Here is an 18,167-nt window from a genome sequence, read left to right on the forward strand (position 1 = left end):
GCTTAAACATTCAAACTAAAATCAAATCTGGATTTGGAAAGATTGGGATTGTAATAAGGATCATTATCAATCAAATCCTTCCATTTTTCTTTCATCATTTCCGACTCGCGATCCAAACGGATTTTCTTTTCCGGGCTCATATCCGATCCTCTTGATTTCGATTCATAATGAAAAATCCGAACATAAGGAAGATATAAATTCCTATAACCCATTTTTCCCAATTTTAAACAGAAATCTATATCATTGTAGGAAACGGCAAAATTCTCATCAAGACCGCCGACTCTCTTGAATTTTTTACGGGCAATCATAAAGCAGGCACCCGTTACGGCGGAAACATTATTAGTTAATTTCAAATAACAATAATGTTTGGTTGATTCGGAAAATTCACCTAACATAAAGTGATTGGCAATCCCTCCTACTCCCAAGACCACTCCTGCATGTTGGATCGTATTATCGGGATAAAGAAGCATACATCCGACAGCTCCAATCTCATTCCTCTGTGCCTGGCTTAACAAGGATTCGATCCAGTCGGGTGAAATGATTTCCGTATCATTATTCAAAATGATAAAGTAGTCTCCGCTTGCTTTCTCACATCCGAAATTAATCAATTTGGAAAAATTAAACGGGATACCGTACTTTAACCACACAAAACGATCCGGTTCCTTTTCTTTCCAATACCGAATAAGACCTATCGCTTTCTCTTCATCGGTTCCATTATCCACCAAAACCACTTCGATATTCTTATAATTAGATTTTTCAAATATCGAGTTTAGACATTTTTCCAAATAGCCGCTTTGATTTCTACTGGGAATAACAATCGAAATTTTAGGATCATTTTTCAAAGCATATCTAATATTAAAATTTCCCGCATAACCGGAAACAGGTTCCACAGTCCCCTTTTCCTTTCGTCTTTCCAAAGCATCGGCAAGGGCTTTTTCACCGGCGACAGCAGCATAAGATTTCGCACCTGCATTGAGAGATGTGGAATTATTATGAGTTCTCCAATGGTAAAGTATTTTCGAAATATGATGGATACGATCGGTTTTTTCCGAAAAACGAAGCATCAGATCATAGTCTTGGCTTCCTTCGAGGCCTTTGCGAAATCCGTTAATACTATCGATTATCTTTTTGCGATAAAGTGAAAAATGACAGGTATAGTTACGCGATAAATAAGATTCCTGCGACCAATCGGGTTTAAAAAAAGGGCTGAATAATTTTCCATCTTCCGTGATTTTATCTTCATCGGAATAGATCATATCAATGGAACGGTTTTGATTCAACGCAAGAACATTCTGAAACAAAGCATCTTTAGTAAGAAGGTCATCTTGATCAAGGAGAGCAACAAACTCACCTTTGGCGATGGAGAGGGCCGAATTGGATGCATCCGAAATATGGCCGTTTTTATTTCTATAGATCACTTTGATTCTGGAATCCGCCTTTCTATATGCCTCGATTATTTTTTTGATTTCAGTATCCGTGGAGGCATCATCAGCCAAACATAATTCCCAATTTTCATAAACCTGCGCCAAAACGGAATCGATCGCTTCTTTAAAAAATGTAATAGGAGGATTGTAAACGGGAGTAATGATCGATACCAAAGGTTTGTATGCAAGTATCTTGCATACTTCTTTCATACCTTCATAGTCCGACTCTCTCGGGAAATATTTCTGTAACCAAAGTGAGTATTCGAAATTTCCGGTTGTAGCAGGAAACAAACTCTCACGGGTCTTTTTTTTCTCGAAGAGAAATCTCAAGAGTTTGGATCGAACGAGAGAGAAAAAGCGTTTCCATCCCAATTGTGTATAAAGCTTATAGATTGATTTAGTATATAACAATAATTTCATGTATCTGTGATTTATTAATGAAAGATTTTACCGATTACGAACTTTGCTGATCGGAAAAGGAAAGGAGGCGTCATATCCTTAACTAGAATTTTTACGAACAGAATCACCCTTTCTTTAAAGGGCAAAGTAGTTTTATGGATCACATTCATCCACTTATCCAAATGATAGATATGATGATAGCTTATATCTTCGCATCGGAATAACGCAAACGGAGAGTGAAAATGTGCAAAGGCGGATTCCATTCCGGTACCTACGGTGATTCCCCGAAAGCTTTTATCAATCTGAGAAATGGCGTATTTAAATTTTTCCTTTGATAGAATCAAAAGACCAGAATGAGGATTCAGCGCAACCCGAAACGACTTACCCTGGATAGATTTGTTTTGCTGTGTCCAACCGGGCAAGGCGGACCAATCCACACAATGGTTGTTACCTTCTGTATCTTTTTCCAGACGGTTCGGGAGAATCACTTCATTAACGAGTGAATTTTTATCAAACTCCACTATGTTCTGAAATGTTTCCTTCGGTAGAAAAATATCGTCTTCGATATTAATAAAATAATCGTAGTTATCCGAAGAGTCCGCCATCTTTGTCAAACTCTCGTAAACCAAAAATATAGGATTTTTTTGAATGGAAGAAAAATCAAAATCAATCGGCACAAGTGAGTTGTTGCCCATCCCGCAGATTTTGATATCAATATCGCCGAGTTTCTTCAATTGATCTATGCAATCTTCCAGGTTTTTTTTTCGAGAAACCGCTCTTAGTGCCATTTCCTCCGCGGTTGTATTCAAAGGTAAGGAAGATTGGCCTGTAAAATATCGATTATGGCCGAAGTAATGATTGATATAACAAAGAATTTTCATAATTGAATGGATCCGATACATCCGATCGAAAAAAGGATGACTTTGGTATCCTATTTAATGAACCTCAGTCGAAGAATATTAAAAGTAAAATAACAAATTCTAACCAGCGTTCGAACCAATTTGGAAAGAATCCCCGAAGAAGATACGGCAGTTATCAACTTGTTTGAAATTACTTTTGCCAAAGACAATGCAAGATCATCAGGCTTTACCAGTGAAAAGGAAGATGAAGTTTGAAAGAATTCCATTTCCTTAGCTCTCTTAAGTTCATCGGGAAAGTATCTACTTCTTATCTCGTCTCTTTCCTTTTGGTATTTTTTTCCCATTTCCGGACTGGAACTTAAACCGATCATATCATAATTACATACTATAACGGGTATGTGAATGTATTTTACTTTCTCAATCAATACCAATCTTAGAAAAAGTTCATAATCGGAAGCCAATCGGTACGTCTCATCATAACCATTGATAGTTTTTAAAATCTTAGTGCTGATAAATTGCGACTGATGATTTATGATTTCGATGGCCAAATAAAAAGGGGAAAGTTCGCTTAGATATAATTTATTCTCCGGGCTCTTTCCGTTGTAATGAGTCTCCATATTCGAATAGATTAAATCATAAACCTGTTCACCGGTTACCTCTTCGTATTTTTCCCAGAGATTCTTGAAAGAATCCATTCGATTCAATACGTCACCGCTATTCAGAAACTGACAATAGTCCCCATTCGCATGAACGATCCCTTTGTTCATTGCGTGATAAATACCATTATCCTTTTCACTCACCCAATAAGAAAATAAGTGAGCATTCTTTTTCAGATATTCGGCACTACCGTCCGTTGAACCGCCATCAATGATAATATGTTCAAAATCTTTCCACGATTGGGATCGTACGGACTCGATTGTTTTTTCCAATCCCTTTCTATTGTTAAAATTGATTGTGATAATCGAAAGTTTAGGCATTTAAATTTGTTTATGATAGGAAACGAAGATCAGCCGAATTTACGAATTCCGAACAAATTGCGAAAGAAGAGAAAAACATTCGCAAACGTAATTCCCTTAGGTAGAATTTTTATCGAATCCTTATTTAAGCTAATAAACTGATTAATCTCCATAGAACTCAATCTATCTCTCAAACTCTCTTCATCGGAATAAAATTTCGTGATCTCTGCATAGGAAAGCGACTTCTCTTTCGAATCGAAAATAGTAAGCAAAATCCGAAAAGAAATGGAGTTTTGCAGATTAATAAAGAAAACAAGATAGGAGTTCCAAAGTATAACAAGGCCTAAATAAATAAACAAGGAATCCAAAATTCCAAAATGGAGAAAAAAGAAATAGAAGCTGAAAACAATAAAAAGAAAATTTACCGACAAAGATTTCAAAACAAATCTTTCACTTCCGGTAAGTCTGCATAAAATCCAATGGATGATAATCAATAGGAGAAAAGAAACAATACTGAATAAAAATAAATATGACATGATTATTTACCTAATTGGCGCAATCCCCAAAAACCTAAAATAGATCTGACAACGAACGAAGTTTTTTTGCCTCTCGATGTAATTTTATAAACACCATTCTCCAAAGAAACAAATTGCAAATGAACCATATCTTCCAAACGGCTTTTCTTGATATAACCGAATCCTTTGCCGTCGGCATAGTTTTTCAAACAATCGTTTACCCGCATTTCTCCGCCATTATGCTTCAAAAGAATCAGTAAGGATGCGGAAATACTTCTTTGCGCCAATCCGTAAAAATTCTGGAATATCGCATAATGAAAACCCAGATAAAAAAAATATCCGATAGAAAAATCAAAGACCGTATATAAATCCGGTGTGTAAAATGCTAAAAACAAGGCGGCAGATACCAAAAGATAAAACAATGAAAAGCGAATATGCAATTGATTGAATGCAGTCAGAGGAGAATCACCTTTCCCTACTTTAAAAAGAACCGCCCATATCAAAACCAAAATGTAAGTTGATAAAGCAACTATCAGAAAAAAATATTTTTCCACAAATTCCACCTAAGTATAATTAAAAGTTTATTCTTTCGTTCTCTATTACGAGGGGTCTTTTTAAAACCTGAGTATGAATGGAACCTATGTATTCGCCCAATATCCCGATAAAGAAAAGTTGAACGGAAGCAAAGAAAAATAAGCCTACGACAAGAGTGGAAATTCCAATGGAATACGTTTCCCAAAAAATCATTTTCAACAATACTTGCATAACCGCCACAACGAAACTGAGGGCGGACAAAACAAAACCGGAAAATGCAGCTAACCTTAACGGAATCTTTGAGTGATTCGTGATCCCCAACATAGCGATATCATACAAAGTATAAAAATTATTTTTGGTAAATCCCCTTTTCCGAACCGGTTGAACATAAGGAATCGTTTTAATCGTAAAACCTATGTCACAGATTAATCCGCGCAAATAAGGATACGGATCATTGATTTCACGAAGAGTTTCTATTACCTTTCTATCATACAATCCGAAGCCTGTGAAATTTTTGATCAACGGAACATCGGAGAGTCTTCCTATCAAATTATAATACAACTTACGAATGGCAAAAAACAGAGGAGATTCCATACTCTCATTTTTTACACCTACAACCAGCTTAAATCCGCTTTCCCATTCTGCCAAAAAATCTTTGATCATATGCACCGGGTCTTGCAGATCGGCAACAATCAATATAACGGCATCTCCATTTGCCTGAAGCAATCCGTAATAGGGAGAACGAATATGACCGAAGTTGCGTGCATTGATGATGATTTTAACATTTTTATCTTTTTTAGCAATTTCACGCAGGATTTTTTGCGTGTTATCTTTGGATGCATTATCTATGAATATATGTTCGTATTTATAATTCTTTTTTAATCCGGCAAATACATCCTTTACTTGCTTGTAGACTTCCTCTACGTTTTCTTCTTCATTATAACACGGTGTAACTATGGAAATTGATTTCATTTTGTTCCCCTATGGAATCGTATTGTTTTTCGAATAGATTCATGTAGATTGATTCTGATCTTCAGAGCGAGCTCTTCTTTTGCTTTCTGTACGGAAGGCACATAATAGCTGATTGGTGCATTCGGATTTTTTTCCTTATGAACTACTACATTATCGGAAAGTCCTTCCATATCCGAGATTTCTTTCGCCAAATCCAAAATGGAAATACCGACATCGGACCCTACGTTATAAATCTCCGAAGAATCGGAATGGAAAAGAATAGTCCAAAGCCAGATCATAAGATCGGAAGGATACATATAGGATCGGAAAGGAGTTCCGTCGCCTTGTATCTGGATTTTGGTTTGCTCCAAAATATTATTTATAAAATTACCGATGGCAAATGCTGAATTCAATGGAAGCCCGGGACCCACGAATGCGAAACATCTTGCAATTGAAATTTTTATTTTGGATTTTCCGGCGTATATGCGGCAAAGTAGCTCCGCATAACGCTTGGATTCACCGTATGTAAATTTCGGATCGATTAACGGTGCCCCTGCATATTTTTCCGTTATATGAGGGTCGATTAACGAACCATAAACGGCACCGGAAGACAAATATAGGAAATATTTTGCATTGCAATCGACTGCAAAGTCCAAAACATTCTTTGTTCCTTGAACGATGATTTGCGACGTAGCTAGAGCGTTTTCAGAGTCCAATCGGGAATCCGATTCCGCTGCGGCATGGATAAAAACAGTAAAATCTTTTTCTAAAGCCGGAAACTCCAGGACGTCACCTTTTCGAAAATCGATCTGATTTTGCGATTTGTACTTCGGATATTTCCGAAGGAAAGATTCAGGGTCCCTACTTAATACAGTGAGTCGGGCATCCAGGTTTAGTACCCGGTTTGCATGTAAAAAACTTTCCAAGAACCATCTTCCGATAAATCCGGTTCCCCCCGTTAAAAATATCTTTTCATTTTTTAGTTTTTGAAAATCCGTATGAGAAAGAACAAAATCAAGATCTTCAACAGGAAAGGAGTCCTCGATTTTCATCCAAGGATTTTCTCTTTTATCAATTTTTCTTCGATCGTTGCGTAATCCAAACCGTGTTCCTTAATAGCATAATCGTAACTACCGCATCTTTCGGTAAAACGGTTCCTGATTCCGAAACGAATCAATCGGATTGGAGACGGAGTTTCCGATTCAGCAATAAACTCCGATAAAACGGACCCGAGTCCGCCTACAATCGAATGTTCTTCCAGTGAAATTACGGTTTTATATTTTTGAATTCTTCCTATGATCTTATCCCGATCCAATGGATGAATCACAGGAGCGGAATATAAAGATAGATTGTATTTTTGGGATAGTTTCATTCCTACATCCATCATGGAACCAGTTGCAATAATACAAACATTCGAATTTGTTTCTTTTACCGAAAGGACGTCCAATTCAAGCGAATCCAGTTTTTTGGAATGAATGACGGTTTTGTCCGCTTTACCGATCCGAATATAGGAAGGAGATTTTAGAGTATACGCATATTCTAAACAAGCTAACATCTCATAGGAATCGGCGGGAGAAAATATGGTCATGTGAGGTAAAGTCCGCACGCAAGCAATGTCTTCCGCGCATTGATGGCTCGGACCGAGAGTCGCATAAACCAAGCCGGCTCCGTCTCCCAGGAAAATTACAGGGAGGGATTCGTAACATACATCCATTTTGATAAATTCAAGAACTCTTACGGGAATGAATGCGGACAATCCGTAAACAAAAGGAATCATTCCTTCTTTAGCCATTCCTGCCGCATAACCAACCATAGCTTGTTCCGAAACTCCGGCATTGATGAATTGGTCGGGGGCTTTTTTTCTCAGCTCATCGAACAACGCATAACCGTGATCTCCCGAAAAAACATGTACGTTCTTATCGGCAGTGGCTTTGTCTGTCAAAAATTTGGATATTATATCTCTCATGCATTCGCCTTCAATTCGCTTAAGGATTTTTGAAATGTATCCTCATCCAAGCGGGTATAATGCCAAATGTTATCGTCTTCCATAAAGGAAACACCTTTTCCTTTCACGGTTCTCGCTATAATCGCCTTCGGTCTGGGATCAATACTCTGTGTCGCTTTGGTGTATACTTCTTCCAATTCTTTTCTGGAATGGCCGTCGCATTCCCAAGTTTCAAAATTGAATGCATTCAGTTTATCCGAAAAAGATTCGCAATTTAGAACATCGCTCGATCTTCCCATTGCCTGAAAATCATTTGCATCAATCACCAGTATGAAGTTTTTCAATTTCCAGTGAGCTGCAAATAATAAGGATTCCCAAGCACTGCCTTCATTCATCTCCCCATCACCCACAAAACAAAATACTTTTCTATTTTGTTTTTTCAAATGTATCGCCAATGCATATCCTGTTGATACGGTAATTCCGTGTCCAAGACTACCGCCGCTGACTTCAATTCCGGGAACATGCGAATCGGAAAGTCCTTTCAATAAGCTTCCGTCGGAGAAATAATTTTTTATATGGACTTCGTCCAAAACACCTAATTCGTAAAGGCAGGAATAAACGGCCATAACCCCATGACCTTTGCTCAAACAAACCAGATCTCTGTCCGGATTTCTTAGATCACTTAGATCGATAGAAACAAATTTTTCATATAAGACTGCGAACAACTCTATCATGGAAAATGCACAACCGATATGGACGGAATTTCCATTCTTCGCCATATTGATTACATTGATTCTAAGTCGTTCCGAAGAAAGTGGTCTGTTTAATAAGGATGGTTTCATCTATTTTCCAACGAAGGTTCTTATCTTTTGAATCATAAAATCCAACATTTCCGGTTTCATTCCAGGATAAACACCGAGCCAAAATGTATCATTCATTACTTTATCCGTATTTTCCAAATTACCGATGACCCGATAACCTGTTTTTTCCTTTCGCATTTCATCAAATGCGGGATGTCGGAGAAAATTTCCTGCAAATAACATCCTAGTCTGAATGCCTGCCGATTCGAGATAGTCAACAATCTCTTTTCGTTTGAACTTCGTTCCGTCTTTGATTGTAAGTAAAAAGCCGAACCAGGATGGTTCCGAGTTTTTAGTAGGCTCCGGCAGAATAAAAAACTCGGAAAGATCATCCAAACCTTTTCGAAGAGTATTCCAGTTCTTAGAACGTGCCTCAACAAAAGAGGAAACTTTTTTCAATTGGGCGACACCGATCGCCGCTTGCATATCGGTCACTTTCAAATTATAACCGAAGTGTGAATAAATATATTTATGATCGTATCCTTCCGGTAGTTCACCTAACTCCCAGTTAAATCGTTTGCCACAGGTATTGTCTTTCCCTGACGGGCACCAACAATCCCTACCCCAATCCCGAATGGACTCTGCAATTTTTTTCAAACGACTGCTTTGCATATAAACGGCACCACCCTCACCCATTGTCATATGGTGAGGAGGATAAAAACTGGACGTTCCTATATCTCCGATTGTTCCCGTGTTTTTCCATTCTCCGTTATAAAAATAACGACTTCCCAAAGCATCACAATTGTCTTCAATCAACCAAAGTTTATGTTTAACGCAAAAATCTTTCACCGCTTGCAAATCAAACGGATTGCCAAGAGTGTGTGCAACCATCACCGCTTTTGTTTTAGGAGAAAGAGCCTCTTCCAATCGACTAACATCAATATTATAAGTAGGAAATGTAATGTCCAAAAATACGGGAACTGCTCCGTATTGGATGGCAGGAACGACCGTAGTCGGAAATCCTGCAGCAACAGTAATCAATTCATCTCCTTTTTTAAACTGTCTTTCTTTCAAGGAAGGAGAAGTAATCGTATTGAATGCAACTAAATTTGCGGAAGAACCTGAGTTTACCAAAATCGCATTCTTAACACCGAGTAGTCTTCCGAATCCTCTCTCGAATTCATCGGCATATCTGCCTGTAGTGAGCCAGAATTCAAGAGAAGAATCGATCAGGTTTACGATCTCTTCTTCATCGAATACTCTACCTGCATAAGTTACTCTCGAAACTCCCGGAACAAACTCCGCTTCCTTTTTAGGCAAATGAACCGCGCGATAATGTTGTTTCGAATATTTAAGAGTGAGTTCTTTAAATATGACTCCCAAATATTCTTCTTTTACGGAAGCGACTTCCTTTAAAACTGAATCCGTTTTTAGATAATAGGATCGATTCAAATCCACATACATCCCGGAATCAACCTCTCCCGATTGAAGATCTTTAGAATCGATGGAAATCGAATTTTCCGCCTGGATTGTCTTTAAAGGATAAACTTCAAATTCGGAATTTGAATCAGGATCGTTGATAGCGATTACCAAAGATTCGCCTAATCCTTTATCGCTTTTTTGTACTAAAATTTTTGCACGTGTTTGCATTGATGATAACCTGAAAGGATTTTAATTAATGATTTCTTACTGTCCGGAAGCACTCATGTACTCGCCGATCTGACGGATACAAACCGAATCTATTTTTTCTTTGTTTAAATAAGACTCGGTCCACTCGATGATTTTACCCAAAGCGGTATCCAGATTCCAACGAGGACTCCAGCCCAAGATTGACCTGGCTTTGGAGATATCAAGTTTAAGATAATTTGCCTCATGAGGATGCGGACCTTTGTCTATTTCGAATCCAGGAAAATGGAGAGGTGATTTTTTCTCTTTTCCATTCTCCGAAATTTTTTGATTCAAAATTTCTACGATGGAAAGTACAGATTTGGCATCTCCTTCGTTCGGACCGAAATTCCAACCGTCTATAAATTTAGTATCGTGATTGTACAATCCCTCTGCCAGCTCCATATAACCGCTCAAAGGTTCCAATACATGTTGCCATGGACGGATTGAATTAGGATTACGAATCGAAAGTTTTTTGTTTTCCATTATGGATCTGATGATATCGGGTATAAGCCGGTCCAAAGCGAAATCACCGCCACCAATCACATTCCCGGCCCTTGCGGTAGCGATCGCCACTCCGTGTTCTTTGATTTTTTCCGGATGAAAAAATGAATTTCTGTAAGCGGATGTTACCAATTCGGAACATGCCTTGCTATTGGAATAAGGATCATATCCCCCTAAAGTTTCGTTTTCACGATAACCCCAAGACCATTCCTTGTTTTCATATACTTTATCAGTTGTTACATTTACGAAAGCCTTCACATTCGGACCGTCCGTCCGAATCGCCTCCAAAATATGAACAGTGCCCATTACGTTAATAGAATAAGTATCAACAGGTATTTTATACGAATCCCGTACCAAGGGTTGTGCCGCCATATGAATCACTATATCCGGCTTGGCGGCCCTCATAGCATCTTGAAGCCGAGCTAAGTCGCGGATGTCGGCAATCACCGATTTTTCTATCGCGGATTGTACGGAAGCTATCACAAACAAAGACGGGTTTGTTGGTGGCTCCAAAGAGTAACCGGTGACTTTAGCACCTAAGGAAGATAACCACAACGAAAGCCAAGAGCCTTTAAAACCGGTATGGCCGGTGAGAAAAACGGATTTCCCTTTCCAAAAACTTTTGTTCAAGTCCAAACCTTCCAAGGTGCTTTTCCGGATTGCCATAACCCTTCCAGATACATTTTGTCCCGAATGGTATCCATAGGTTGCCAAAAATCATCATGTTTATAACAAAACAAATCTCCCGATCGGGAAAGAGATTCCAAAGGTTCCTTTTCCAGAACGGTTTTATCATCTTCGATCAAATCGAAAATGGAAGGCTCCATTACCATAAACCCCCCGTTCACCCATCCTGACTCTCCTTTCGGTTTTTCTTTAAAGCCTGTTACACTATTGTTTTCGGTGATCTCCAGAGCTCCGAAGCGACCTCCAGGCTGAATCGCAGTTAAAGTAGCCGCCTTACCGTGGTTTTTATGAAATGCCAATAACTTCGGCAGATCCACATTGGAAACTCCGTCACCGTAAGTTAACATGAACGTTTCATTGCCTATATAATCTTTAATTCGTTTCACCCTTCCACCGGTCATAGTGTCCAATCCGGTATTCACCAAAGTGACCTTCCAAGGTTCCGCTTTATGAATATGGGTCGTCATACGATTGGAATCTCTAAAATCGAAAGTCACATCCGATTCATGTAGAAAATAATTGGCAAAGTATTCTTTGATCGCATACGCCTTATATCCCAGGCAGACGACAAAATCATTGAACCCGTAATGCGAGTATATTTTCATAATATGCCAAAGAATCGGTCTTTCTCCGATTTCAATCATTGGTTTGGGTTTCAAATGTGATTCCTCACTGATTCTAGTTCCGTAACCACCAGCCAATATAACTACTTTCATATTAATATTACCAATTTTGTTTCCTTTTTACTCTGTGCAAACCAATCAATTCATTCATCCCTGAGGGAAATTTAAAAAAACAAATCCAAAACAAAGACAGTTTAGTTTGAATTTCTTAAAAATAGGAAGAAACCTTGCCCCTCGGCAACAACACTGTAACCGTCAATTTTATCCAACGAATCCGAAATCACTACCCTAGCCGAAACAGGTACCTTCACATGATTTACCTTTGTACCGTTTTGCATCAACTGCCAGGTAAGAGGATAATCCCACGAATCGCCATTCAGCACCAGGCCGACGTCTTCTATATGATTCCTTTTTATATATTCGATGAAATTAGCATAAACGTTTCTTAATTCAGGCCTCTTGTTAAAATAATGCCATTCTCGATTCCAGTTACCATGAGCAATCAGAAAAGGACGGCTTGCATTCAAAGCCAAAACAGTCCAAGACTGGAGAATCATAAGAACGATGGGAACATAAAATAAAATGCGGAACCGATTAAAATTGTATTTAGGAAGTGTAAAAATCAGAAGAGATGAGGAATAAAAAAAAGGAAGTTGTAAACGGGATATCCAAGGTTGGTCTTTTATCATAAAATGAAAAATCACCCAGGAGAATAAGATTCCCAAAGCAAGTTCGGAATGAACTGTTTTTTTCCTTTGTAGCTTTCGGAAAACCAGAATGCAAAAAACGAATGCAATGAAAACAAAGTGTATTGAATTTCCAATATAGTCTTCATCCGGTCTGTTTACATTCAAACATACATTATCACCGGTTCCATGCGGATTGTCCACTTTTGAATTCAAATGCAGATAAAAATCGGAATCACAAATAAAGAAAAAAGGAGAATGATAGAACATACCTTTTAAAGTATTTGCAAATCGAACTTCCAAACCTTGGCCTAAAGAAAAAACCTCGGAACGATTCCCAGTAAGGCTTCCGTACTGATTGTACTTTCGGAATAGATCAGGACCAAGAACGATCAATCCGGAAATAACAAAAACAGGAACTAACTTCAGTAAACTTCCGATAAAACCGAGTTCGGTCCTATTCTTCCAAAAAAAAGCAATCAAATGAAACAAAGAAGCGAGAAGAAAGAAAGATGCGAATAATACCGATGTAGGCTTCACCAAATAAGCGGAAAAGATGGATATTGAATACGCGATCAACAGAACCCATTTGGACTTTGGAAATCTTCCTGTTACGATTTGTTCTTTCAGAAAGAAATGGTTCCCGATCAAAGACAAGCAGAATGCGGATGCCAACAAATCATTCTGCGTACTTGTGGCCTGCAAAATTCCCATTGGAAGGGACGCGGCAAAAATAGTAGCAAATATCTTTTTGTAATTTTCCGCCTTAATGATAGAAGCAATGAGCAACACAATCGCAATACAGTACAACCACGCAAAGCTTTGAATTAAATTTGCAAATACATCCGAATGAAAGATGACCTGCGGAATTAAAATCAAAAACTCAGCTCCAGGATTCATTGCGTTCTGCCGGTCAATATAAGAAAAATAATAACCGATCGATTGATTCTGTAACCAATGAGCAACCCTCGCCATATGGTACGTCATACTGTCCCAATTGTTCGGAGGATAAAGAACGGAAACGTATACGATTGTCAGAAAAAAAGGCAAAATAAAGTATAAAAACTCGGGCCGAACCGAATATTTTTTTATGATCCGAAAAGTCGTTTTTTGCAAAAAGAACTTATAAAAAAAATACAAAACCGGCAATTGAAAAAATAAAACCCAAAGATCAGTCACTTCCATGAAGTAAGAAAGTAAATTCAGTATAACCGCTTCGTATAAAACCAGTAAAGCAGGTCCATTTACAAAAGATATGGTTCGGAAGAAGGATCTATTATTTTCAATTGCCAACAGAATAACTCTCTTATGAATGATTGCAAATCAGTGTAACTGATCCGCTTTATCTATCAAATGCCTTCTTCTCAGGAACTTGCAAAGATGAGAAAAATTACCCATCATTATTTCGTGATCGTAATTCCACTCAAATCGGGGATTTTTAAATGGGAATTCTGAAATCGGTTTTTCCGGATTTTCCAAACATGCTTTCAGGGTTACGGTTTCCCTTTCATACATGGCGATATCGACATTGAACCTGCTCAGTTTATGAGTGAACGTCCCGGCATACACTGTAAATAAAATACCGCCAAGAAACAAAGATACGGGAAGGAAAAGATATCCTTGCTTCCGGCTTGCATATAACAATACATAAACGGATAAAACAAAAACGATACCTGCCAGCGGAATGGAGTAATAAAACCCATTGATGGGACTCCCGATTAAAAAAGTCATAACTCCGAATGCAAATACCGATATCAAAAAAGAAACGGAACGGTAAGAGTAAGGATTGAATAAATTCAAATAATAGAGATGTCTGTACCTGTTTTTCCAATCGGAAATATCAATTGCCAGAAGAAAACAAAAAGCAACTCCCGTAACAATAGAACCAGCATTCTCGGCTTCGAAACCGAAAAAAGATCTTACATTCATTACGGATTGATGGAGGGAGCTAACGTAAAAAGTAGATGTCCATATACGAACAATAACAGAGGAAACGAGATTGGCGGTAGAATCGAAATCAACTTCTTTGCCCGTCAATGACTCGTAAATATACGGGCCAATCAGATAATAATAAATCTGCCTGAATAGGATTGCGGCAAGACCGATATAAAAAACAGTGAAGAATCTTTTTTTATTGGAATAAATATAATAACCTAACGAACTAATGACTAAAAAAAGCAGAACAAAATAACCTTGCTCGTCAACCAGAGAAAGAAAAGCGAACAGAGTGAACAGAAACCATTTATTCTTTAAAACAAATCCCAACCTGGTTTCAAAAAACAAAAACATCAAAACAAAAATTAAAAAACAAACGATGATCTTGGAAGTTCTAAAATGAAGGATCCCTGACACAAAGATCGTAGGGCTGAGTAAAAATATAAAAAAAAGCAAAAGGAGAATTACTCTCTTTTTTTCCCTGGCAACTCCCCCCAAAGGAAAAAACAAAACTCCGAGAAAGGCGATCGTCAGAACGGAATAATGAACTACGGAAAGAAAAGTAAGATGACCTGAATTATAACTTAATTCAATGAATTTTATATCCAAATAATTGAATATATTTCCAATTTCTCTTCCTCTGTAAAAAGTATCGTTTTTATAAATATTGAATACTTTTCTAAAAAGAGTATCCTCACCTAATAAATAAGTATCGTAGGAAACATTCTCTCCGTGAAATATCCCGACTTCCTGTTGCGTCAGAGATTGATAGAGTATCAAAACAAAGAAACAACAGGAGAAAATCGTAATCCAAAAATTTACGAGAGATCTGAGTTTCAAGGAATCTTAATAATTCGTTAAACAACTACTAATTGCTTCAATTTCAATCTCTGTCAATTCGGGATAATTCCCACAATAAAAAGAATTAAAATGAAGAAACTCGGTTTCGGGCAATTCCATTCTATTCTTAACGTATTTATGATAGAAGGGCTGTCTTTGGATATTTCCAGCGATCATAGGCCTGATTTCAATTCCACCGCCGGTAAACTGAGCTATGTATTTTTCCCTTAACTCCGGAGTTTTACAAACGATTGGAATTGCGAAACTGGATAATAAAGAAATATGCGAATGTTCAACGGGAAGAAAATCCGGATTGGTTTTGATGATCTCTTCAAAATGAAGGAAGTTTTTTTCTCTCGTTTTGATATTCTCATCTAAAAACTGAAGCTGGTATGTTCCGAGAAAACCTGTAATCTCAGTAGGTCTTAGATTGTAACCCAAGTCGTAAAATGTATACTTCGCTTCGAATTCATTGCTAATATCGTATTTTCGTCTAATATCAATTTGTTGGTGAGAAGTTAAATTTCTATCCCACCCGTTTGCACGGACAATTCGTAGCATGATCGCAAGTTCGGTATCGTCAGTACAAACCATCCCTCCTTCGATTGTTGACATATGATGTGCAACAAAAAAGGAAAAACTGGATGCAACACTGAAATTTCCCGCTTTTCCGGAAGGGATTTCGGTTCCCAGAGCTTCACAATTATCTTCAATCAGAATGATGTTTTCTTTTTCACAATATTCTTTGATCAGGTTTAAGTCACCGACGAGTCCTAAAACGTTCGTCAAAAAGAATGCTTTGAGTTTTTCTTTTTTATGAACACGATCAAGGCTTTCCACCATCACATTCAAAGTTTTCACGGAACAGTCTACTGCAACCGGTTCAAAACCAAGTTGTAAAATCGGCATGACATTTGTAGACCATGTCAAAGCGGAGAATCCTACTTTATCTTTATCTTTCAGTCTTCCCAGATTTTTTAAAGCCTGCATAATCGCCAAATTGGCACTTCCGCCGCTGTTAAATAAAATCGCTTCTTTTCTTTTTTGAAAAAGAGAGAACTTCTTTTCGAATTCCAGACATTTGATGTCCATACTCAAGCGCGGAGCATTCAGAATAAAGTCGGCGAGAGCTTTTTTCGTCTCAACTTCATTCAAAAAAGCATTTTTCATTAAAGGAATCATTATAACCTCGTGTGTAGTAAATTAAATATAAACTTGAAATACAAAAACGAATAATAAAAAGTCATCTAATCCAATATTTCATAAACGTACCAGACTTTATTATTTTCAATTAAACGATATTTAAAATTCGGATTTTCCAAAACAAAAGTTCCAATTATATAAATCTTTCCTTTGTAACTTTTTCTCACTTCTTCCAGAGATTGCATGTTTTTATAATCCCAATCGGCAAATCCTCTATCCCCGCCCCAAAAAAGATATTTCATTCCGAAAACTTTTTTCAAATGAGGGGTGAAAACACCGTTAGCGTACTTGGTATAATGATTTCCGAAAGCAAAAGAGGATTCGTAATTATAACCTTGGTAGACATTATAGATTCTGGAATTTTTTTCCAAATTTTCCTGAATCGATTGCATTTTCCGCCAATCGGCATAAAGATCGGTTCGCTCCTCAAGCAAAGCTCTGTAATCAAAAATCCTAGCAGCTAACAAAAGCAAGATCAATCCAGCTACAGCATATCTGATTTGCATCCAAGAAGCAGTCTTTTCCAAAGCAGCCAGATTGATGACGATTAAAATGGCATTTAAATGGAATGCAGGAATAAAGTATCTGCCTCCCGCATAATGTTTAAGAGCTTGGACCATAAAACAGCCGATACATATTAAGACTGCTCCAGAAAACATAAGATAATCCCTATCTTTACGGGATTTTCCGTTTTTGAAATAAGATAGGAATGCTTTTACAAAAAAAGCAGAATTGAATGCAAAGATAGCGAAAAAGAATTTTTCGTCCCGAACGAAACGGATGAAGTTTTTCAACATCATTGAAAAATCGAAAACTCTATTTTCCCCGCTTCCATAAACCGCAGTATGAGTGAAAATCGCGGAGAACCATTCATACATCACTTGTAGCTTATCAAGAACAGGGGAAATGGAGATAAAGAAAACCGCAATCATAATGGCGAGAATCGTAAAATAATCCCTGTAGTATTTATAAGAAATCAAAAATACGAGGATGATGACAGGCAGAAAAAGAATTTTGATAGCTAATGCAAAACCCGTAAAACCCGCAAAAAGCAAAATCAAAACAAACCGATCTTTTTCTTTTCGCAAGAAAATCAGGTAGAGTAAAAAAGAAATGATCGTCGATGCGATAATGACAAAATACTCGCTCGTCATCCTTGGTAAAAAAACAATATATACGGAAGATTGAAGATTTACGATCTGATAGAAAACAGCAAGTAGCAAGTTATTTGTTTTGCGATAAATATAAATTCCGAATCCGGAAAGTAGCAGAGAAAAACAAGTTACTATAAATATATTGATAAAATGCAAATATTGATCCGAGTTTCGGATTAAATCCTCTACGACGTTTCGATCGGGAAAGAAGGTCGAGACGAGAAAGTATTTAAGTTGAATCAAATAACTGATTATAACAATTGTAGGAGTACCCGGATGGTCAATATATCCGATTTGTTCATATAACGCATAACTGAGCCCGTTCAACAAATATATGTATTCCGGATCGTAATTCAATACATGAAATATGGCAAACTCGGGCAGCGTTTTCGTATATAGAAGCATGCCCAATAACAAAAACGGCAGAGCGAGTAAAGCCATGTAAAAACGCCCGTTAGTCAACGGGCCGAGATTTTTCAAAAACAT

General features: G+C 37.6%; 16 protein-coding genes. All 16 read right to left on the minus strand.

Going from position 1 to position 18,167, the window contains the following annotated elements:
- Positions 1–2 precede the first annotated feature (2 nt).
- A complete protein-coding gene (locus DI077_RS10605) occupies positions 3–1,844 on the minus strand; it encodes a glycosyltransferase family 2 protein (protein WP_109019414.1) in 1,842 nt (613 codons plus the stop codon).
- Positions 1,845–1,858: 14 nt separating this feature from the next.
- Positions 1,859–2,704: a hypothetical protein gene (locus DI077_RS10610; protein ID WP_109019413.1), complete on the minus strand. Its 846-nt coding sequence runs from the start codon at positions 2,702–2,704 to the stop codon at positions 1,859–1,861.
- 50 nt (positions 2,705–2,754) lie between these two features.
- Positions 2,755–3,660 (minus strand): glycosyltransferase family 2 protein, encoded by a 906-nt coding sequence (locus DI077_RS10615; protein ID WP_109019412.1) that lies wholly within the window; start codon positions 3,658–3,660, stop codon positions 2,755–2,757.
- 29 nt (positions 3,661–3,689) lie between these two features.
- Positions 3,690–4,175 carry a hypothetical protein gene (locus tag DI077_RS10620; RefSeq protein WP_109019411.1) on the minus strand — a complete coding sequence of 162 codons (486 nt, stop codon included), beginning with the start codon at positions 4,173–4,175 and terminating at the stop codon, positions 3,690–3,692.
- Between the two features lie 2 nt (positions 4,176–4,177).
- A complete protein-coding gene (locus DI077_RS10625) occupies positions 4,178–4,708 on the minus strand; it encodes a hypothetical protein (RefSeq protein ID WP_135354859.1) in 531 nt (176 codons plus the stop codon).
- A gap of 19 nt (positions 4,709–4,727) precedes the next feature.
- Positions 4,728–5,660: a glycosyltransferase family 2 protein gene (locus DI077_RS10630; protein WP_109019409.1), complete on the minus strand. Its 933-nt coding sequence runs from the start codon at positions 5,658–5,660 to the stop codon at positions 4,728–4,730.
- Positions 5,657–6,691: an NAD-dependent epimerase/dehydratase family protein gene (locus tag DI077_RS10635; protein WP_109019408.1), complete on the minus strand. Its 1,035-nt coding sequence runs from the start codon at positions 6,689–6,691 to the stop codon at positions 5,657–5,659. Before DI077_RS10635 ends, DI077_RS10630 begins: the two co-directional genes overlap by 4 nt.
- On the minus strand, positions 6,688–7,605 hold the full coding sequence (locus DI077_RS10640; protein ID WP_109019407.1) for a transketolase family protein: 918 nt from the start codon (positions 7,603–7,605) through the stop codon (positions 6,688–6,690). The genes DI077_RS10635 and DI077_RS10640 overlap by 4 nt, the downstream gene beginning before the upstream one ends.
- The gene (locus tag DI077_RS10645) at positions 7,602–8,426 is read right to left on the minus strand and encodes a transketolase (protein ID WP_109019406.1); all 825 of its coding nucleotides are present in this window, start codon (positions 8,424–8,426) and stop codon (positions 7,602–7,604) included. Before DI077_RS10645 ends, DI077_RS10640 begins: the two co-directional genes overlap by 4 nt.
- Entirely contained in the window at positions 8,427–10,034 is a 1,608-nt protein-coding gene (gene rfbH, locus DI077_RS10650; protein WP_242935165.1) for a lipopolysaccharide biosynthesis protein RfbH, read from the minus strand.
- A 36-nt stretch (positions 10,035–10,070) separates the two neighbouring features.
- On the minus strand, positions 10,071–11,219 hold the full coding sequence (rfbG, locus tag DI077_RS10655) for a CDP-glucose 4,6-dehydratase (RefSeq protein WP_109019405.1): 1,149 nt from the start codon (positions 11,217–11,219) through the stop codon (positions 10,071–10,073).
- Positions 11,180–11,956, minus strand: coding sequence for a glucose-1-phosphate cytidylyltransferase (gene rfbF / locus DI077_RS10660; RefSeq protein ID WP_109019404.1), 777 nt, complete (start codon positions 11,954–11,956; stop codon positions 11,180–11,182). The genes rfbG and rfbF overlap by 40 nt, the downstream gene beginning before the upstream one ends.
- 101 nt (positions 11,957–12,057) lie before the next feature.
- Complete coding sequence (locus DI077_RS10665) at positions 12,058–13,842, minus strand: hypothetical protein (protein WP_109019403.1); 1,785 nt, start codon at positions 13,840–13,842, stop codon at positions 12,058–12,060.
- A gap of 30 nt (positions 13,843–13,872) precedes the next feature.
- Positions 13,873–15,324: a hypothetical protein gene (locus tag DI077_RS10670; RefSeq protein ID WP_109019402.1), complete on the minus strand. Its 1,452-nt coding sequence runs from the start codon at positions 15,322–15,324 to the stop codon at positions 13,873–13,875.
- A gap of 6 nt (positions 15,325–15,330) precedes the next feature.
- Positions 15,331–16,494 carry a DegT/DnrJ/EryC1/StrS family aminotransferase gene (locus DI077_RS10675; protein ID WP_109019588.1) on the minus strand — a complete coding sequence of 388 codons (1,164 nt, stop codon included), beginning with the start codon at positions 16,492–16,494 and terminating at the stop codon, positions 15,331–15,333.
- A 77-nt stretch (positions 16,495–16,571) separates the two neighbouring features.
- Complete coding sequence (locus DI077_RS10680; RefSeq protein ID WP_109019401.1) at positions 16,572–18,167, minus strand: hypothetical protein; 1,596 nt, start codon at positions 18,165–18,167, stop codon at positions 16,572–16,574.

Origin of the sequence: Leptospira kobayashii (assembly GCF_003114835.2) — a bacterium.
Taxonomy (GTDB): Bacteria; Spirochaetota; Leptospiria; order Leptospirales; family Leptospiraceae; genus Leptospira_A; species Leptospira_A kobayashii.

Coding starts and splice junctions, on each gene's coding strand:
- DI077_RS10605 (WP_109019414.1), bottom strand. CDS start 1,844: ATGAAATTATTGTTATATACTAAATCAATCTATAAGCTTTATACACAA.
- DI077_RS10610 (WP_109019413.1), bottom strand. CDS start 2,704: ATGAAAATTCTTTGTTATATCAATCATTACTTCGGCCATAATCGATAT.
- DI077_RS10615 (WP_109019412.1), bottom strand. CDS start 3,660: ATGCCTAAACTTTCGATTATCACAATCAATTTTAACAATAGAAAGGGA.
- DI077_RS10620 (WP_109019411.1), bottom strand. CDS start 4,175: ATGTCATATTTATTTTTATTCAGTATTGTTTCTTTTCTCCTATTGATT.
- DI077_RS10630 (WP_109019409.1), bottom strand. CDS start 5,660: ATGAAATCAATTTCCATAGTTACACCGTGTTATAATGAAGAAGAAAAC.
- DI077_RS10635 (WP_109019408.1), bottom strand. CDS start 6,691: ATGAAAATCGAGGACTCCTTTCCTGTTGAAGATCTTGATTTTGTTCTT.
- DI077_RS10640 (WP_109019407.1), bottom strand. CDS start 7,605: ATGAGAGATATAATATCCAAATTTTTGACAGACAAAGCCACTGCCGAT.
- DI077_RS10645 (WP_109019406.1), bottom strand. CDS start 8,426: ATGAAACCATCCTTATTAAACAGACCACTTTCTTCGGAACGACTTAGA.
- rfbH (WP_242935165.1), bottom strand. CDS start 10,034: ATGCAAACACGTGCAAAAATTTTAGTACAAAAAAGCGATAAAGGATTA.
- rfbG (WP_109019405.1), bottom strand. CDS start 11,219: ATGGCAATCCGGAAAAGCACCTTGGAAGGTTTGGACTTGAACAAAAGT.
- rfbF (WP_109019404.1), bottom strand. CDS start 11,956: ATGAAAGTAGTTATATTGGCTGGTGGTTACGGAACTAGAATCAGTGAG.
- DI077_RS10675 (WP_109019588.1), bottom strand. CDS start 16,494: ATGAAAAATGCTTTTTTGAATGAAGTTGAGACGAAAAAAGCTCTCGCC.
- DI077_RS10680 (WP_109019401.1), bottom strand. CDS start 18,167: ATGTTTTTGAAAAATCTCGGCCCGTTGACTAACGGGCGTTTTTACATG.